Genomic DNA, 17,368 nt, shown 5'->3' with positions numbered 1-17,368 from the left:
CGAACCTTCCCTGTACCTACTCGATCACCGGAGGAGCGGCTTCACGCCGGCCGGCCTCCCACGTCTCTCTGTCCTCCGTCAGGTAGTCCGGGCGCGGGGTGCCGTCGTCCTGGTCTTCGTCCCTGGAGTCCTTGCGGCCGGCTGGTCCACGCACGAGGCCTGCCCCGCCGGCGGTGAAACCCTTCGCGCCTGCGCCGGAGCCCACAGCTCCGCGGGGTGTTCCGACAACTCCCTTGGTGCTGGGAGTGCCTCGGCCACCAGGGCGGGACGCGCCGGCCGTGCCGCCAGAACCGACGACGCCACGCTGACCGACCGTGCCGGCAGGGCCGCTGGTCCGTGCAGCTCCGCCTGCTCCGATGACCGGGCCGCGCGGGACACCACGAGCTCCCGCAGACGTACCCGCGCCTGGAACGGGGCGCTGCGGGGTCCCGCCTACGATGCCGTTCGCTCGGCCGGCACGCGGGCCGGTGGTTCCGGACGTACCGGCAGGGCCTGATGCCATGGGCCTGCCACCGGTGATCCCCGCCCGACCGGCAGTGGGAGACTGCGGCCCGCCACCCGGACGTGCGGCGTTTCCTGGGGTGGACCCTCCACCCATGGGTGCGGGACGCCCCACGGGAGATCCGGCGCGGCCGTTTGCCACCGGGCCGCTCCCTGTTCGCGCGCCGCTGTTCCCGGGCTGGCCAACAGTTTTGGACGCGCCTGCGGCTGGTTGAGGTCCCCGCGAACTGCTTTTCACGGGGTTCACGAACCCGGTCGCCATGGGAGGAGCAGTAGGGCCTCCACTGGGTGCGGGGGCCGTAGTCGGTGCGGGAGAAGGCGTGTTCGGGGCTGTCACCGGGGATGGAGGGGCCGCGACGCTGTTGATCTCCGTCGACGTGCCCCTCTCGGGAACAGCCGCCACCGCCGCGGGGGTTTCGTCATCACGGCTCTTCGCCACATGTTCCTGGCTGGCGGCTACCGCCGGCCCAGCCACATTTCCGGAGCCACCTCTGCCTGCCGCCCCAGATCCTTCCGACGCGCCCTCCGTCCCGGAGGGCGCGTCGTAGGCCTGCGGCCGCGGCATCGCCACATCAAGCTTCTTCTCGAACCGCGGCGGCTCCTGCGCCGCCAGCCGCTCCTCCGAGACCGCGTAGTACGAAGCCAGCCGGCTCGCCTGGTTGATGGCCTCCTGGCGGTCCTTCTCGACCTTCACCGCCGCCGCGTACTCCGCGTTGCCCTCGGTCCGCTTCGGGAGTTCGATCTCGTCGGGGGACTTGCGGACCTGACGGGTGTCACGGGGCGGAAGGGAGTTGCGCACCGAAGCGAGGCCCGTGCCCGCGACCGTGATCTGTGTGCCGGCCACATCCGCGAAGTCACCCAGCTTGTCGGCATGGGCGGCCAGGCCCTCGCCCCAGTCACGGAAGGCTGTTCCGGACTCGCCCTCCCAGTCGACGCCCTTGATGAAGTCGCGGAGTTCCCCCGCGGCCTCCTTGATGGCGTCCCGGGCCTTCCAAAGCGCCTGGCCCGCCTCTTCGAGCTGTTCCGGCCGGGAGTTCTCGATCAGGTCGATCATCGAGTTGATCTGGTGGCCCTCGAAGGAGGTCCGTCCCGAAGATCCCCCGCCCCCGGGAATGAGTCCACCCAGGCTTTCCCGCACGGCACGGCTGATGTCCGTCTGACCCAACTGAATCCGGACCATGGCCTGGTCCTGCTTCTGCTGTTCGGCAGGAGTCAGTTCCGGCTGCTTCTCGTCACTCATCAGCTGTCACCCAAGTCGTCGTAGGCGGAGCCGGTCTTCTCGTCGGAGCGCGGCTGCTCAGGCTTGCCCGACTTCTCGTCCTGCGCCCGCTCGTGTTCCTTGTTCAGACGAGTCTGGATCTCGTGGAACCGCCGCCGCGTGTCGTCGTCCACGTTGTCGAAGCCGACCGCCGCCGCGTGCACGCCCAGGTTCAGGTACTCGATCTGGTCACCGAGGGACTTCGAGAGCGTGACGAGGGACTCGTGGACACGGTTGTACTGGGTGAACAGACCATCCGCTTCCGCGAAGCATGTGTTCTGGCCGCTGAAGGCGGTGCGCGACACGGATTGTGCCGCGACCTTCGACTTCCCTGCCGCCGAACTCTCGAGGTCTGCCAGCAACGCGTTCACGCTCTTCTGGAACTTCTCCAGGGCTCCTACGCCCTTCCGAAGATCACCTTTTCCTTCACCCACGTTGCGGCCTCTCCCCGTTTCCCCGTTTGCTCAGGCCGTTGCGCGTTGCTATCGCACCCGCGTAAACAGCACTGACCCCATAGCATCACTGTAGCCAATGGGCCTGACAGGTCCAACTGTCTTGTCCATGACGTAACTTCCCCCACATCGATGCCGCTCCCGACCGCCGCGCGCATCCCGTACATCAGGCGCCGCCCGGTCGTGCCTGCCTCCGCCGGCTGTCGCGCACGGCCACGGCCGAGCCCGCGATGGCGGCGACCAGCACCGCTCCGCCCACCACCACGTACGTCGCGAGCCGGGCGTTGCGCTCGTCGGCGGTCTCGCCGAGGTGGATCGCCGCGGGGACCGGCGCCTCCCCCTTGCTCACACCTTCGTGTGCCACCGGCTCCTCGATGGGCTTGTCATCCTCGGTCAGGGCGCGCACCGGGTCGACCACGCCCCAGCCGACCAGGTGGTCGTGGCCCGCGATCGAGCGTTCGGCCGTCTGCTCGATCTGCGCGACGATCTGCTTCTGCGTCCAGTCCTTGTGCTTGGCCTTGATGAGCGCCGCGACTCCCGCCACGTACGGGGCCGAGAAACTGGTGCCGTTGTCGGAGCAGTGCCCCCCGCCGGGAACCGTGGAGATCATGTCCACGCCCGGAGCCGCGACACCGACGAAGTTGCCGGACTGGGAGAAGGCAGCCCGTTCGTTGTTCCGGTCGGAAGAGGCGACGGCAAGAACGCCGGCGAACGAGGCCGGGTAGGTCTTCTTGCTGTTTCCGCCCAGCCCGTCGTTGCCCGCCGAGGCGACGATCACGATGTCCTTGGCCAGCGCGGCGTTCACCGCCTGCTCCAGCTCCGGCGCGGGCTTCACGGCGTTGGCCGTGTCCTGGGAGATGTTGATGACGTCGGCGCGCGCCTGCCCGGCGGCGTAGTCGATGGCCTGCGCCAGCGTCTCCGCGGTTCCGTGGCCCTCGGCGTCGTTCTGCTGGATCGGAATGATCGTCGCGTCGGGGGCGAGGCCGGTGAAACCCGTACCCTTCGCCTCGCGCGCGGCGATGATGCCGGCGACCTTGGTGCCGTGGCCGACCACGTCGGTGGTGCCGTTCTCCTTGCCGCGCTCGATCTTGGCGCCGTTCTCGTCCTTGAGGTTCTTGTCCAGGAAATTACGGCCGCTGCCGGCGTCCACGGCCTTCGTGAGCTGAGGGTTCTTGACGTCCACGCCGGTGTCGATGACCGCCACGCGCACGCCCTTGCCGGTGGACTGCTCCCACAGTTCGTCCATCAGCACGCGTTGCAGTGCCCAGGGCCGCCCCGTGTACTTCTTCGAGGGGAAGGTGCACTGGGTGGCGTCGTCCGCGGCTGCCGGCACCACGGGCAGCGTGACGAACAGTACGGCGGTGGCGGCCGCGGTCGTCAGCAGGCGCCGGGAGGGGGTCGTGGTCACGTCGTCGCTCCTCACGAGCCCTGCGGCTGACGCGCGGCGCCGGTCGACAGGCGGGGGCCCGTCGGCAGGAAGGTGGACCAGGCGGCGGGCACGGACGCGGGGTCCACGTCCTTGTACCCGAGCTGGATCTGCGCCTGCTGCGCCTCCTGCTGGGCCTGCTCCCGCTCCTTCTTCGTGCCGGACTCGCCGATGCCCGAGTCGCCCTGCACGCTGTCGCCGTTGGACTGCATCGCGTAGCGCAGACCGGTGTCGGTCACCAGGAAGAGCGGGCCGGATTCGGGGCTGGACCCCTTGAACTGCCGGAAGAGCTGGCCGGATCCGGGGGTGACGTAGGCGCTGCTGGAGCCGGTGGGCAGCGTTGCGGGGAAGCCCGTGCCGACCCAGGTGCTGAGCGTGCTGGCCCCGTCCTTGTCCGAGACGCCGCGCAGGACGTTGCACACGGTGTTGCGGCTTCCGCTCCCCGTGCCCGCGGAGTTGACGGTCACCGGCTTGTTCCTGGGCCAGTCGTTCTCCTGCCCGAACGCCGCACCGGGCTTGAACGCTCCGGCGCTGACGTTCTTCGCCACGCCACCCTGATTCAGCTTCACCAGGGGGCGGCTGTTGAGCAGGAGCTTGGCGACGAAGTCGGAGACCGGGGCGACCCTGCCCGGCAGGACCACGTAGTGCTGCGTCCTGGTGCCCGCGGTCGCGGCGAGGATCATGCCCACCTTGTTGTCGGCCGACTGCAGATCCCCCGGAACACCCGCGTCGCTGCCGGGGACTCCGTCGATGACCGGGAAGGTGACGGGGTCCCCGGTGTGCAGCGTGGCGAGCCAGTCTGCGGTCACCCGCTGAGGAGTGGGGTTCTGGTCGACGAGGGTGCGCACCAGCAGTTCGTCCTTCTCCACCGCGTACGCCTTGCCGGTGGCGTCCACGATGTAGCGGGTCCTGTCCGGCCCCGGGCCCTCGACGTACATCAGCTCGCCGCCACGCAGCTTGCTCGTGCCCTCGGTCTTCTCCTGCTCGCGCTCGGCGAAGACGAACGCCGCCTTCTGAATGGCTCTGCCGCCCTCGCCGGGCCGCTCGCAGACCGCCCAGCGCTTCGCGGAGCCCGCTTCGCTCTTGTCGGGCAGGCGGTCCGGGGCGTACGGAATGCCGAGCGTCGCCCCGTGCGGGATCTCGCCGCTGTCGAGGACCGATTCGTCGACGTTGACGACCGTGCCCTTGTCCGCGGCGAGGAGGAGCTTGGCGCTGGACATGTTCAGCACGGGGTGGAGCTGGGTCTTGCCGTCGGTCGTCAACACCACATAACGGGTGGTGGATTTACTGGCGATGATGACGTTCTCGTACGGCTTGTCCCACTTCTGGGGTGCCACGGGCTTGAACATCCCCCAGGCTCCGAACACCGCCAGGACGACCACACCGACGATCGCTCCCGGCACCACCGCGCGAAGGGGTCGCGGGGCGCCCTCTTCCGAGCCTGACGGGTGGGGCTGCAGGAACTGTGCGACCAACCTCCGCTTCGCGAAGGTGTAGGCATTGAGTTCGTCCCGCCGTGATGCCATGTGCGCGCTGCCCCTTCTCCCCAGTGGGCGACCAGGTTCCCACACCCCTCGCGGGCCGCTGCCCCCGACCGCGACCCCTACTATGCCTGTTGGCACTTGGCTCTCACCGCTCAGGTAGGGTGATCGCCCGATCAACGCCCGTACAAAAAACGGTGAATACGGACACGAGGGGGCAACGCGGCGATGGGTGCAGCTACGGGGGAGCGCACGAGGCGGTCCACCCAACGAACACCCGGATCTTCCCGGCGGCAACGCAGCAACGGGCAGGGCGGCGCAGCTCCCCACCGGCCGGCGGACGCCCCCGCGGCGACCACGCTCCATTCGATCTCCAGGACCGGCCGTGTAGGGCCCGCGCTGCGCCAGATGGTGCTCGTCGAGGCAGCCCTGGCGGTCGGCGTGGTCGGCGCGGCTCTCGGCGGTGCGTGGATGATCCCCGCCGGCGTGATCGCCTGTCTGCTGATCGTTCTCGCGGTCGTACGCCGCCGGGGCCGGGCCGTGCAGGACTGGCTGTCGACGGTGTCGTCCCTCCGCCGCCGCAGGCGGACGGCCGCGGCGCCCCCGGCCGACACGGAGCCTCAGCTGGCACCGGTGGCGGAGAACGTGCCTGGGCTCGCCCCCTACATCTACGTGGACGGCGCCCGTCGCACGGTGGGCATGGTCGGGGACGGCACGTTCCTGACCGCGGTCGTACGGGTCGAGGCGAGCGGTGAGTCGCTCCGTCAGGCGATGGGGGTCCGGGCTCTTCCGCTGTCCCTTCTGGGCGAGGCGCTCGCGGTGGACGACATCGTGCTGGAGTCCGCTCAGCTCGTGCAGCAGGTACGGCCCGCCCCCGCCCCGCACCTTCCGGAGCGGTCGGTCGCCCGCCTGTCGTACGCCCCCCTCCAGGACCGGACCGGGGCGCCGGCACTGCGCATGACCTGGGTGGCGGTGAAGCTGGATCCGGAGCTGTGCCGGGAGGCCGTGGAGGCCCGCGGTGGCGGGGTCGGAGGTGCGCAGCGCTGTCTGGTACGGGTCGCGGACCACATGGCGAGCCGGATCACCGGCGCCGGGTTCCGGGCCTCGGTGCTGGACCAGGAGGAGCTGAACTCCGCCGTGGCGACGTCCGCGTGCGCGAACCCCATCCTGTCGGCGCGCGCCGGGCGTCCGGACGCAGCGCCGCAGCGGCGGACGGCGGAGACGACGCGGGTCTGGCGCTGCGACGACCGCTGGCACACCACGTACGCGGTGGACCGCTGGCCCGAACTCGGCCGTGGGGCGACGCCGCTCCCGCGGCTCGTCGCGCTGCTGACCTCGGTGCCCGCGTACGCCACGACGTTCAGCCTGACGGTGCGCCGCGGTGCGCACCAGGGGCACGTGTCCGTGCGGGGGCACGTGCGGATCACCGGCGGTTCCGACACCGAACTGGTCGGCGTACGAAGGACATTGGAGCAAGCCGCCCGGCACGCGGAGGTCGGCCTCGTGCGGCTGGACCGCGAACAGCTGCCGGGCGTCCTCGCCACGCTCCCGCTGGGAGGCGCGCAGTGACGAAGCACATCGCTCCGAGGCGGGGCCTGCTGGGCCCCCGCCATGCCGGCCACACCCTGGCCGCGGACCACCTGGGTGCGCTGTCGCTGCCGGTGGGCGACGACGGCGTGATCATCGGTGACGACGCCGAGGGCCGCCCGCAGATGATCGGGTTCCACCGGCCTGCGCCGTACGACGTCCTGTTGATCGGCGGCCTGTGGACCGCGCAGGTGCTGGCGCTGCGCGCGGCGGGTACGGGTGCGCGGGTGGCGGTCGAGACGGGCCGTACCCAGGCGTGGACCACGCTGGCGCAGGCCGCGGGCGCCGGCCTCGAGTGCATCTCGCTCCACGACGTGGGCAGGGTGCCGCCGACCGGGGCGACCGTGGGCAGTCCTGTGGTGGTCGTGCGCGACTGCGGCATGCGTCCGCCGCGCGGCCGGGTGGTGTCCTCACCATGGCAGTCGGTGCTGACGCTGCTGCCCTATCTGAGTCCTGTGGCACCGCGGTTGATGCGGGCGGCGACGCTCGTGGGGATCCAGCGGGTCTCACCGGCGGAGGCGGAGCAGATCGGCCGGATCCTGGGTCTCGCACGGGCCGAGAGCGAGGCGTTGCCCACCCTGGCGGACGGCGTCACGCTCTGGGTGTCGGGCCGCGAGCGCCACTGGGTGATGACGAGCGCGACGGACGTGGAGACCGGACTGCTGGGCAGCGCGCGCAGGATGGACTGAAACCTGTCTCGTTCGCACCCCGCGACGCACCGCTTTTGAGGATCATGGCGGGAAGGACACGGTTCGACCGAAGGGACGTGCGCATGGGCACCCAGCAGGAAAAGGACGAGCTCTACGCTCTCGACATCTCGGATGTGGAGTGGCTGAGCGCACCCGGTACGGAGAACGCCGAGGAACGGGTCGAGATCGCCCACCTCCCCGGGGGCGCGGTGGCCATGCGCTCGTCGCTCGACCCGGAGACGGTGCTGCGTTACACGGAGGCCGAGTGGCGCGCGTTCGTACTGGGCGCGCGGGACGGTGAGTTCGACCTCACCTAGGCACGTGCGGGGCGCGGGGGCGGCCGTCCGGGACGGCCGCCCCGTGCTGCGTCCTGCGTCAGTTCCCGCCGCGTCCTGACGCACCGCGGAGTGTGTACCGGTGCGTCCCGCAGTGTGTACCGGTCCGTCCCGAGTGCGACAAACAGCCCGTTCCTTCACGTTCTGCCGTACGCGTTCCGCTCGACGGCCGCGTGTGATCCGGGGGACAGTTGCCGCTGTGACATCCGGCCTGCCGCAGTGCGGCCCATGGCGATTAGGGTGGGTGGGGGCACGGAACCTGCGGGCAGGCGCTGCGCGTCGCAAGGGGGAGAGCCGGGCGGACCGGACTACCGGAACGGTCGCCCCCACCCACCACGGCACAAGGGTGCTCGACCACACCAGGAGGCAAAGTGAACGGCGATCGGGACGAGATCAACGGGGGATGGAACACGCCCGTCGACGAGTCGTCCGACGCGGATCCCGCCGAGATGACGGGTGAGTTCACCATCGACTACACCCCGCCCGCCTGGTACACGCAGAACGCGCCGGGTGACTCGTCGGGTGGAGCGGGGTCGCATCTGGCGCCTCCGCCGCCGCAGGGGGCGCCGATGTCCGTGCCGGGGCTGCCGGCCTCCGGTGGGTTCGAGCCCGGCTGGCCGCCGGTTCCGGCAGCGCCGTCCGAAGCGTCTTCGGCCGCGTCGTCCGAGCCGCCCTCGCCGTCCTTCACCCCCGCTCCCCCGGCATCGCCCGCCACGGGCTCCGGCGATCCGGACGCCATGAGCGGCGCGTTCGGCGGTGGCGACGTCGAGAGCGGCGCGACCATGCGCTTCTCCCCCGCCGCGCTGAAGCAGGAGATCGCCGAACGCGAGGCGGCCAAGGGCGGCGCCGAGGCCGAGGCAGAGCCCACGGCGTCCGGGTCCGAGAGTGGGCCGACATCTCAGGCCGCCCCGACCGAGGCCACGGACGCGGAGCCGGCCGGTGCGGTCGACGGCGGCGACTTTGACGAGGAGGGCGACGGGACCGGCAACCCGGAGCCGGTCGCTGCGGAGAGCTCTGCGGCGGACACGGCGGAAGACCCCGTACGAGCGGCCGACGACGAGCCGGAGACGGACGCCGAAGGGCCGGACGGGCGGACCGGCACGTCCGTACCCGTGGCCTCCGTGACGGACGCGACGCCCGAGGACACCCCGCCCGCCGCCACACCGCCCGCGGCCGTGCCGCAGGCCGACGCACCGTCGGCGGACGCGCCCGGGAGTCCGGGCCCCGTCCCCTCGGACGCACCGGCTCCGTGGACCCCGGCGCCGCCCCCGCAGAGCGCCCTCCCACCGCTGCCGCCTGCCTTCCAGCCTGCCGCGCCGCAGCCGGGCGCACCGCAGCCCGCGCCCCAGTGGCCCGCACAGCAGCCCCCTCCCGCCGCCGGGGCGCCGGGTGGTTACGGCTTCCCGCAGGGCCCGACGCCGCCCGCCCAGCCGTCCCCGCCGATGCCGCAGCAGGCTGCTCAGCCCAACCCGCCCGCCCCGCAGAGTGGCAGCGGCTTCCCGCAGGGCCAGCCGCACCAGCCGATGCCGCAGCAGCCCGTTCAGCCCAACGCGCCTGCCCCACAGGGCGGTTACGGCTTCCCGCAGGGCCCCCAGCACGGCGGTCACGGATTCCCGCAGGCGCCGCAGCAGCAGTTCCCCGCCCAGGGAGCACCCCAACTGCCCCCGCCGGCACAGCCTCAGGGTGGTTACGGCTTCCCCGCTCAGCAGGCGCGGCAGCAGCCCCCGTTCCCGGCGCAGGGGGCCCCGCTCCCTCCGCAGGTCCCGCAGCAGCCGGCCCAGGCCACACCGAACCTGCCGGCCCAGCAGCCGCAGCAGCAGCCCGAGGCCTACCAGGCCCAGCCGCCCGCACCTCAGGCCCCGCCCATCGATCCGCGCACCGGTTCCGCGTGGCCGACGCCGGTCACCCACGACCAGCGCGAGCGTTCCGTGCCGGGCGCCCCGCTCGGTTACACGGCCGCCGTGGAGCTGTCGTCGGACCGGCTGGTCCGGGGCAAGCAGAAGGCAAAGAGCAGCCGCACCCCGTCGGCCGCCTCGCGCTTCAAGCTGGGCGGCAAGAAGGAGGAGGTCGAGCGGCAGCGCAAGCTGGACCTGATCCGCACGCCGGTGCTGTCGTGCTACCGGATCGCGGTGATCAGCCTCAAGGGCGGCGTCGGAAAGACCACGACGACCACCGCCCTCGGCTCCACCCTGGCCACCGAGCGGCAGGACAAGATCCTCGCCATCGACGCCAACCCGGACGCCGGCACGCTCGGCCGACGGGTGCGCCGTGAGACCGGGGCCACCATCCGCGACCTGGTCCAGGCGATCCCGTACCTCAACTCGTACATGGACATCCGCCGCTTCACCTCGCAGGCGCCCTCGGGTCTGGAGATCCTCGCCAACGACGTGGACCCGGCGGTCTCCACGGCCTTCAACGACGAGGACTACCGCCGGGCGATCGAGGTGCTGGGCAAGCAGTACCCGATCATCCTCACCGACTCGGGCACCGGTCTGCTCTACAGCGCGATGCGCGGTGTGCTGGACCTCGCCGACCAGCTGATCATCATCTCGACGCCGTCCGTCGACGGCGCCTCCAGCGCGTCCACCACGCTGGACTGGCTGTCGGCGCACGGCTACGCGGAACTGGTGCAGCGTTCCCTGACCGTCATCTCCGGTGTACGCGAGACCGGGAAGATGATCAAGGTCGACGACATCGTGCAGCACTTCGAGACCCGCTGCCGCGGCGTGGTGGTCGTGCCGTTCGACGAGCACCTGTCGGCAGGTGCCGAGGTCGATCTCGACATGATGCGCCCGAAGACCCGCGAGGCCTACTTCAACCTCTCCGCGCTCGTCGCGGAGGACTTCCAGCGGGCCCAGCAGCAGCAGGGCCTGTGGACGGCGGACGGCACCAGCCCGCCGCCGCAGTTCGCCCCGCCGATGCCCGGTCAGCAGACACCCGGCCAGCAGGTGCCCGGTCAGCAGCAGTACGCGCCCCAGCCCCAGCCCGGTCAGCCGTACCCGGGGCAGCAGTACCCCGGACAGCCGCACCCCGGACAGCAGCCGTATCCGCCCCAGCAGCCGTACGCACCCGGGGGGCAGCAGCCGTACGGGGGACAGCAGCACTACGGCGGGCAGCAGCCGTACGGGGGACGGCAGCCCCCGCCCCAGCAGGCCGCCGCCGCGCCGCAGCAGCCGTACCCGCCCTACTCGGGCCCTGGTGCGCAGAGCAACGGCTGGCAGCAGCAGCCCGCCCAGGCGCCCTCCGGCGGGCGCCCCGCTGGACCGCCTCCGGCGCCCGCGCAACACGGTGGCCAGGCACATCAGCCGGGACAGCCCGAACTGCAGGGTCCCGTTCCGCCGTCGGGCCGGCAGCAGCACCCTCCGCAGCCGCCGCCGGCGCCTCAGCAGTAAGGCAGGAGAGGTCTGAACCAATGAGGGCCCGCACCGTGTACACGGTGCGGGCCCTCATCGCATTCCCGCAGACCACACGCGGTTTGGCGGACCGTTGACGCGACTCGGCGCCGCTGATAAACCTTCGCTTCACCAACTGACGAACCCAGAGACTGCCCGCCTTCACCGTGCGAGTCATGACGCGAGGTCCACGTCCATGGTCACAAGATTCCCCTCACGTTCCTCCCGCCCACGCGGCCGCCTGCGTATCCTCCTCGCCTCCGGAGCCGCCGCCTCGGCGCTGGCAGCCGGTTCGGTCGTCCCCGGTAACCCCTTCGGCCCCTCCCCGCAGGAAGCCCGTGCCGCCGACGGGAAGTCGACCCTCACGGTCGCGGTCGCGCAGAGCGTGGACTCCCTGAGCCCGTTCCTCGCGCAGCGGCTCGTGTCCACGAGCATCCACCGCCTGATGTACGACTACCTCACCAACTACGACGCCAAGGACAGCCGTACGATCCCCGGGCTCGCCACCGAGTGGGAGACGTCGGCGGACAAGCTGACGTGGACGTACACCATCCGGTCCGACTCGAAGTGGTCGGACGGCGAGAAGGCCACCGCCGAGGACGCGGCGTGGACCTTCAACACGATGATGACCGACGAGGGTGCGGCCACCTCCAACGGCAGCTTCGTCGGCAACTTCAAGAAGGTGACCGCTCCCAGCCCGGACAAGCTGGTCATAGAGCTGAAGCAGCCTCAGGCCACGATGACGGCGCTCGACGTGCCCATCGTCCCCCGGCACGTCTGGGAGAAGGTCGGCGACTTCTCGAAGTTCAACAACGACACGAAGTTCCCGATCGTCGGCAACGGACCGTTCATCCTGACGGACTACAAGGTCGACAGTTATGTGAAGCTGAAGGCGAACAAGGACTTCTGGCGGGGTGCCCCCAAGTTCGACGAGCTCGTCTTCCGCTACTACAAGGACCAGGACGCGGCGGTGGCCGCCCTCCGAAAGGGTGAAGTCTCCTTCGTCGCCGGAAGCCCGAGCCTGACCCCCGCGCAGGCCGCGTCGCTGAAGACCACCGACAACATCAAGGTGAACGACGCCCCCGGCCGGCGCTTCTACGCACTGGCCGCCAACCCCGGGGCCCGGACCAAGGACGGCAAGAAGTTCGGCGACGGGCACGAGGCGCTGCTGGACCAGAGGGTGCGCCGGGCACTGTTCATGGCCGTGGACCGCACGACCATCATCGACAAGGTCTTCCAGGGCTACGCCATGGAGGGCGAGGGCTACATCCCGCCGCGCTACGACTCGTACTTCTGGAAGCCGACGGCCGAGCAGAAGCTCGCCCACGACCCGGCGAAGGCAGGTGCCCTGCTGGACCAGGCGGGCTACAGGAAGAACAGCGCGGGCAAGCGGACCGGCAAGGACGGCAAGGCGCTCGACTTCCGCATCCTGTGCCACGCCACGGACCCGAACGACAAGGCCATCGGCAAGTACCTCCAGGAGTGGTGGGGCGACCTCGGCATCGGTCTGAAGGTCGACTGCCGCGACAACGTCTCGGACCCCTGGTACGCCGGTGAGTACGACCTCGCCTTCGACGGCTGGTCCGTCAACCCGGACCCCGACTTCGTGATGTCGATCCACACCTGCGCCGCGCTGCCCGCCAAGGCGAAGGAGTCCGCGGCGACCGACAACTTCATCTGCGACAAGCAGTACGACGAGCTCTACGCGAAGCAGCTGGCCGAATACGACCCCGCCAAACGGGCCGATCTCGTGAAGCGGATGGAGTCACGGCTGTACGACACGGGATACATGAACGTCATGGCGTACCCGAATGCCGTCGAGGCCTACCGAACCGACCAGATCGAGTCGATCACGACCATGCCCTCGGACGCGGGCAACATCTACGGGCAGGACGGTTACTGGAGCTGGTGGTCGGCTGTCCCGGCCGCCGGTGCGTCGGGCGGCTCGTCCGGCGACGGCGGCGGCTCCACCGGGGTCCTCATCGGTGTCGGCGTCGCCGTAGTCGTCCTTGCCGGTGGCGGGCTGCTGTTCGCCATGCGTCGTCGTTCCACCGCGGAAGACCGTGAATAGTCCATGAGCGCAGAGAGCACTCCCGCCCTGAAGAGTGCGACGGGCGTGGACGCCGTGCGGTCCGACGGTCCGGCTCCGGCCGGGCCGTCGGACCGCGGTCCGCGTACCCGCGGCACGACCGCCTACCTCCGCTATGCGGCGGGCAAGCTGGCCGGTGCGGCCGTCTCGCTGTTCGCCGTACTCGTGACCAGCTTCTTCCTGTTCCGCCTGATCCCCGGCGACCCGGTCAAGCAGATGACCGGCGGCCGGCAGGTGTCGACCGAGCAGATCGCCGCGATGCGCGAGGAGTTCGGCCTGGACCTGCCGCTCTGGCAGCAGTTCACCGAATACTGCGGCAAGGCCCTGACCGGGGACTTCGGTACGTCGTACCAGTTCCGCGCCCCCGTCATGGACAAGATCACCGAGGCTCTGCCCGCGACACTGCTGCTCACCGGCACCGCGTTCGTGATCTACACCGTGATCGGTATCTGGCTGGGTTCGCGGTCCGCCTGGCGCAACGGTTCGGCCGGCGACCGCTTCCACACGGCCTTCGCCCTGACGCTGTACTCGGTGCCCTCGTTCTGGCTCGGTCTGCTCCTGATCGTCACCCTGTCGGTGGGCATCGGGCCGATCCCCGGCATGTTCCCGACCGGGGGCATGGAGTCCGGCGGCGAGAGCGGCTTCGCGTACGCCCTCGACGTGGCCCACCACATGGTGCTTCCCGTCGTCACCCTGGTCGCGGTCGAGTACGCGCGCACCCTCCTGGTGATGCGTTCCTCGCTGCTCGACGAGATGGGCGGCGACTACCTGACGACGGCCCGCGCGAAGGGGCTGCGCGACGACCTCGTACGCCGTCGGCACGCCGTCCCGAACGCGATGCTGCCGACGGTGACGCTCCTCTTCGTCAACCTGGGCAACACGGTCGCGGGAGCCATCCTGGTGGAGACGGTGTTCTCCTGGCCGGGCCTCGGCGGTCTCTTCTACCAGGCGCTCAGCGTGCCCGACCTGCCACTCGTGCAGGCGCTGTTCTTCCTCTTCGCCGCCGCGGTGATCCTGATGAACACGCTCGCCGATGTGATCTATCCGCTCCTCGATCCCCGGGTGGGCCGATGACGACCACGACCGACGCCGAACGACAGGCCACCGGCCCGCGCGCGCTCACCCGGGCCCGCAGGCGTCAGGCGGCGGGCCGCTTCTGGCAGCAGTACCGCGGCCACCGGGCCGGCCTCGTCGGCCTGGGTGTGCTGGCGGTCATCGCCCTGACCGCGGTTGCCGCCCCACTGCTGGTCGGGGCGGACTCGCGGAGCGTCACCACGGCGCCGGGCGGCCCGATGGAGGCGCCGAGCGCCGGGTTCCCGCTCGGCACAGACCAGTTCGGCCGCAGCCTGCTCGCCCTCCTGGTGTGGGGGACACGGGTCTCGCTGACCGTGGGCCTGCTCGCCGCCTTCCTCTCGGTGGCCATCGGGACCCTGGTGGGCATCACGGCCGGTCATTTCAAGGGCTGGTACGGCAATGTCGTCATGCGGATCACCGACTGGTTCCTGGTGATGCCGACGCTGGTCCTCGCCATCGCGCTGGCCACCGTGCTCTCGCGGTCGCTCTGGACGACGGTGCTCGCCATCGGCGTGACGACCTGGCCCACGACGGCGCGGCTCGTGCGCGCGCAGACGCTGTCCGTGGAGTCTCGCCCGTACATCGAGCGCTCCAGGGCGCTCGGTGGCGGGCACGGCCACATCATGTCCCGCCACGTCCTGCCCAATGTGATGCCACTGGTGCTCGCACAGACCACGCTGGTGATCTCCACCGCCATCCTCACGGAGGCGACCCTCGCGTTCCTCGGGCTCGGCGATCCCACGATCGTCTCCTGGGGCGGGCTGCTCCAGGACGCCCGTGAGGCCGGAGCGGTCAGCTCCGGCAACTGGTGGTACCTCGCTCCGCCCGGACTCGCCATCGCGGTCGTCGCCCTCGCGTTCACGCTGTGCGGCCGAACCATCGAGACCGTGCTCAACCCCAAGCTGGGGGTGTCCCGTTGACCGCTGTGAAGACCGAGAGCGTCGAGAGGCCGGAGGCCGGGCAGCCGTTGCTCGAGGTCCGGGACCTGCACGTCACCTACGGCTCGGGGGCCTTTGCCGTCCCCGCCGTGCGGGGTGTCGACCTGCGGGTCGAGGCGGGCCGGAAGCTCGGGATCGCCGGGGAGTCCGGCTGCGGGAAGTCGACGCTGGCGCTGGCGCTGCTGCGCCTGCTGCCCGCGTCCGCGACCCTGAGCGGCGAGATCCTGCTGGACGGTGAGGACGTCCTCACCATGAAGTGGGGGCGTCTGCGCGCCGTGCGCTGGGCGGGTGCGTCGATCGTCTTCCAGGGCGCGATGCACTCGCTGAACGCCGTGCACCGCATCGGGGACCAGATCGCCGAACCGATCCTGCTGCACGGCAGGGGGACCCCGGCCGCCGCCCGCAGCCGCGCAGGCGGGCTGCTGGAGCAGGTGGGGCTGCCGGCCACGCGTGCGGACGCCTATCCGCACGAGCTGTCCGGAGGCCAGCGCCAGCGGGTGATGATCGCGATGGCGCTGGCCTGCGACCCGCGGCTGATCATCGCCGACGAACCCACGACCGCTCTCGACGTGATGATCCAGGCACAGATCCTGCGGCTGATCGAACGGCTCGTCAGCGACCAGGACCTCGGCCTGATCATGATCAGCCACGACCTCGCGGTGCTGTCCGACACCTGTGACCGGCTGGCGGTGATGTACGCGGGCCGGGTCGTGGAGGAGGGGCCGGCCGAGCAGGTCCACGAGAGCGCCAGACACCCGTACGCCGGCGCCCTGTCGGCCGCGTTCCCGCGCGTCGGCGACCTGGCGTCACGGCACGCGCCCCGGGGTCTGCCGGGTGACCCGCCGGACCCGTCGGCGCTGCCCTCCGGCTGTACGTTCCATCCGCGCTGCACGGCGGCGCTGGAATCCTGCGCCGAGGAGGACCAGGAACTGCGGCCGGCCGGTCCGTCCCGGCGGGCGGCCTGTGTGCTGGTGGAGCCGGAAGCCACCGTGACGCCCGGCGGTACCGCGGAAACGAGGAGCACCTCATGACGACCACTCCCCCGGCCCCCCTGCTCAGCGCCCGGTCGCTGGAGGTCGCCTTCCCCGGCCGGCGCGGAGCGGCGACCGCGCGGGCCGTCGACGGTGTCGACCTCGACATCCGTCGGGGTGAGATCGTCGCCCTGGTCGGCGAGTCCGGCTGCGGAAAGACGACGCTGGCCCGGTCACTGCTGGGCCTGGTACCGCCCACGGCCGGCCGGGTCACCTTCGACGGCCTGCCCCTCGACCGCTCGGGCCGGGCGCTGAAGGCGTACCGCAAGCGGGTGCAGTTGGTGCTCCAGGACCCCAGCGGCTCCCTCAACCCCCGCCACACGGTGTACGACGCCGTGGCGGAGGGTTTGCGCATCCACGGGTACGCGGGCGACGAGCGGGCGGCCGTGTCCGGGGCCCTGGCGCGGGCGGGGCTGCGACCTCCGGAGCGGTTCTTCCTGCGCTATCCGCACGAGTTGTCCGGTGGTCAGCGCCAGCGGGTCGTGATCGCGGGTGCTCTGGTCCTCGAACCGGAGCTCATCGTCGCGGACGAGCCGGTGGCCTCGCTGGACGCGTCGGTGCGCGGCGAGATCCTGGCGCTGCTGCTTCGGCTGCGCGACGAGCTGGGTCTGTCGGCGCTGGTGGTGACGCACGATCTGGGGCTGGCGTGGAACATCGCCGACCGGGTGGCGGTGATGTATCTCGGCCGGGTCGTGGAGACGGGTGACGTCGAGCAGATCCTCACGGCTCCCCGGCACCCGTACACGCAGGCCCTGCTGTCCGTGCTGCCGGAGGGGGACGGCGAGCCGGTGATCCTGACGGGCGAGCCGCCGGACCCCTCCAGGATCCCGTCCGGCTGCCGCTTCCACGCCCGCTGCCAGGTCCTCGCCTCGGGCGAGGCGGAACGCGCGGGCGTCGCGGACGCGTGCCGCACGACGGACCTGCCGGTGCTGGGGGGTGACGGCCGGGCGCAGGTCGCCTGCCACTGGGCGGCGGCGGGGGCTTCGGTGACCACGGCAGGGTAGGACGACCGCGGGTGCTCCCGGTCCGGCCCACAGCCCGTGTCCGCTGTGCCGGGGGCGCCGCGGATCCTGCCCGAGCGGAAGCCGTGCGGGCCGTGCGGCGTCGTCGTCCCG

The 17,368-nt window shown here is 71.1% G+C and carries 13 protein-coding genes; 9 read left to right on the top strand and 4 right to left on the bottom strand.

The window, feature by feature from the left end:
- Nucleotides 1–16 precede the first annotated feature (16 nt).
- The 4 genes from JOC24_RS25505 to eccB form a co-directional block, all read right to left on the bottom strand.
- Entirely contained in the window at nt 17–1,741 is a 1,725-nt protein-coding gene (locus JOC24_RS25505) for a hypothetical protein (protein WP_205022729.1), read from the bottom strand.
- On the bottom strand, nt 1,741–2,193 hold the full coding sequence (locus tag JOC24_RS25500; RefSeq protein ID WP_205022728.1) for a hypothetical protein: 453 nt from the start codon (nt 2,191–2,193) through the stop codon (nt 1,741–1,743). Before JOC24_RS25500 ends, JOC24_RS25505 begins: the two co-directional genes overlap by 1 nt.
- A gap of 184 nt (nt 2,194–2,377) precedes the next feature.
- The gene (gene mycP, locus JOC24_RS25495; RefSeq protein WP_205022727.1) at nt 2,378–3,619 is read right to left on the bottom strand and encodes a type VII secretion-associated serine protease mycosin; all 1,242 of its coding nucleotides are present in this window, start codon (nt 3,617–3,619) and stop codon (nt 2,378–2,380) included.
- 11 nt (nt 3,620–3,630) lie between these two features.
- On the bottom strand, nt 3,631–5,163 hold the full coding sequence (eccB, locus tag JOC24_RS25490; RefSeq protein ID WP_205022726.1) for a type VII secretion protein EccB: 1,533 nt from the start codon (nt 5,161–5,163) through the stop codon (nt 3,631–3,633).
- A gap of 183 nt (nt 5,164–5,346) precedes the next feature.
- On the opposite strand from eccB, the gene eccE reads away from it, so the two are divergent.
- The 9 genes from eccE to JOC24_RS25445 all read left to right on the top strand — a co-directional run bounded on the left by eccE (nt 5,347) and on the right by JOC24_RS25445 (nt 17,257).
- A complete protein-coding gene (gene eccE / locus JOC24_RS25485; protein ID WP_205022725.1) occupies nt 5,347–6,687 on the top strand; it encodes a type VII secretion protein EccE in 1,341 nt (446 codons plus the stop codon).
- Entirely contained in the window at nt 6,684–7,394 is a 711-nt protein-coding gene (locus JOC24_RS25480) for a hypothetical protein (RefSeq protein WP_205022724.1), read from the top strand. Before eccE ends, JOC24_RS25480 begins: the two co-directional genes overlap by 4 nt.
- An 83-nt stretch (nt 7,395–7,477) precedes the next feature.
- Nucleotides 7,478–7,711 (top strand): DUF397 domain-containing protein, encoded by a 234-nt coding sequence (locus tag JOC24_RS25475; protein ID WP_205022723.1) that lies wholly within the window; start codon nt 7,478–7,480, stop codon nt 7,709–7,711.
- A 389-nt stretch (nt 7,712–8,100) separates the two neighbouring features.
- Nucleotides 8,101–11,121 carry an SCO5717 family growth-regulating ATPase gene (locus JOC24_RS25470; protein WP_205022722.1) on the top strand — a complete coding sequence of 1,007 codons (3,021 nt, stop codon included), beginning with the start codon at nt 8,101–8,103 and terminating at the stop codon, nt 11,119–11,121.
- 196 nt (nt 11,122–11,317) lie between these two features.
- On the top strand, nt 11,318–13,192 hold the full coding sequence (locus JOC24_RS25465) for an ABC transporter substrate-binding protein (RefSeq protein WP_205022721.1): 1,875 nt from the start codon (nt 11,318–11,320) through the stop codon (nt 13,190–13,192).
- A gap of 3 nt (nt 13,193–13,195) precedes the next feature.
- Nucleotides 13,196–14,284 (top strand): ABC transporter permease, encoded by a 1,089-nt coding sequence (locus JOC24_RS25460; RefSeq protein WP_205022720.1) that lies wholly within the window; start codon nt 13,196–13,198, stop codon nt 14,282–14,284.
- The gene (locus JOC24_RS25455) at nt 14,281–15,204 is read left to right on the top strand and encodes an ABC transporter permease (protein WP_205022719.1); all 924 of its coding nucleotides are present in this window, start codon (nt 14,281–14,283) and stop codon (nt 15,202–15,204) included. Before JOC24_RS25460 ends, JOC24_RS25455 begins: the two co-directional genes overlap by 4 nt.
- Nucleotides 15,201–16,253, top strand: coding sequence for an ABC transporter ATP-binding protein (locus tag JOC24_RS25450; RefSeq protein ID WP_205022718.1), 1,053 nt, complete (start codon nt 15,201–15,203; stop codon nt 16,251–16,253). Before JOC24_RS25455 ends, JOC24_RS25450 begins: the two co-directional genes overlap by 4 nt.
- Nucleotides 16,250–17,257: an oligopeptide/dipeptide ABC transporter ATP-binding protein gene (locus JOC24_RS25445; RefSeq protein ID WP_205022717.1), complete on the top strand. Its 1,008-nt coding sequence runs from the start codon at nt 16,250–16,252 to the stop codon at nt 17,255–17,257. Before JOC24_RS25450 ends, JOC24_RS25445 begins: the two co-directional genes overlap by 4 nt.
- Nucleotides 17,258–17,368 lie beyond the last annotated feature (111 nt).

It is taken from the genome of Streptomyces sp. HB132 (assembly GCF_016909575.1).
In the GTDB taxonomy this organism is placed as follows: domain Bacteria; phylum Actinomycetota; class Actinomycetes; order Streptomycetales; family Streptomycetaceae; genus Streptomyces.
Note: the sequence above shows the minus strand (reverse complement) of the source record. Positions and strands in the feature narration are given on the sequence as shown.

Coding starts and splice junctions, on each gene's coding strand:
- eccB (WP_205022726.1), bottom strand. CDS start 5,163: ATGGCATCACGGCGGGACGAACTCAATGCCTACACCTTCGCGAAGCGG.
- JOC24_RS25460 (WP_205022720.1), top strand. CDS start 13,196: ATGAGCGCAGAGAGCACTCCCGCCCTGAAGAGTGCGACGGGCGTGGAC.
- JOC24_RS25475 (WP_205022723.1), top strand. CDS start 7,478: ATGGGCACCCAGCAGGAAAAGGACGAGCTCTACGCTCTCGACATCTCG.
- JOC24_RS25505 (WP_205022729.1), bottom strand. CDS start 1,741: ATGAGTGACGAGAAGCAGCCGGAACTGACTCCTGCCGAACAGCAGAAG.
- JOC24_RS25455 (WP_205022719.1), top strand. CDS start 14,281: ATGACGACCACGACCGACGCCGAACGACAGGCCACCGGCCCGCGCGCG.
- JOC24_RS25445 (WP_205022717.1), top strand. CDS start 16,250: ATGACGACCACTCCCCCGGCCCCCCTGCTCAGCGCCCGGTCGCTGGAG.
- eccE (WP_205022725.1), top strand. CDS start 5,347: ATGGGTGCAGCTACGGGGGAGCGCACGAGGCGGTCCACCCAACGAACA.
- JOC24_RS25465 (WP_205022721.1), top strand. CDS start 11,318: ATGGTCACAAGATTCCCCTCACGTTCCTCCCGCCCACGCGGCCGCCTG.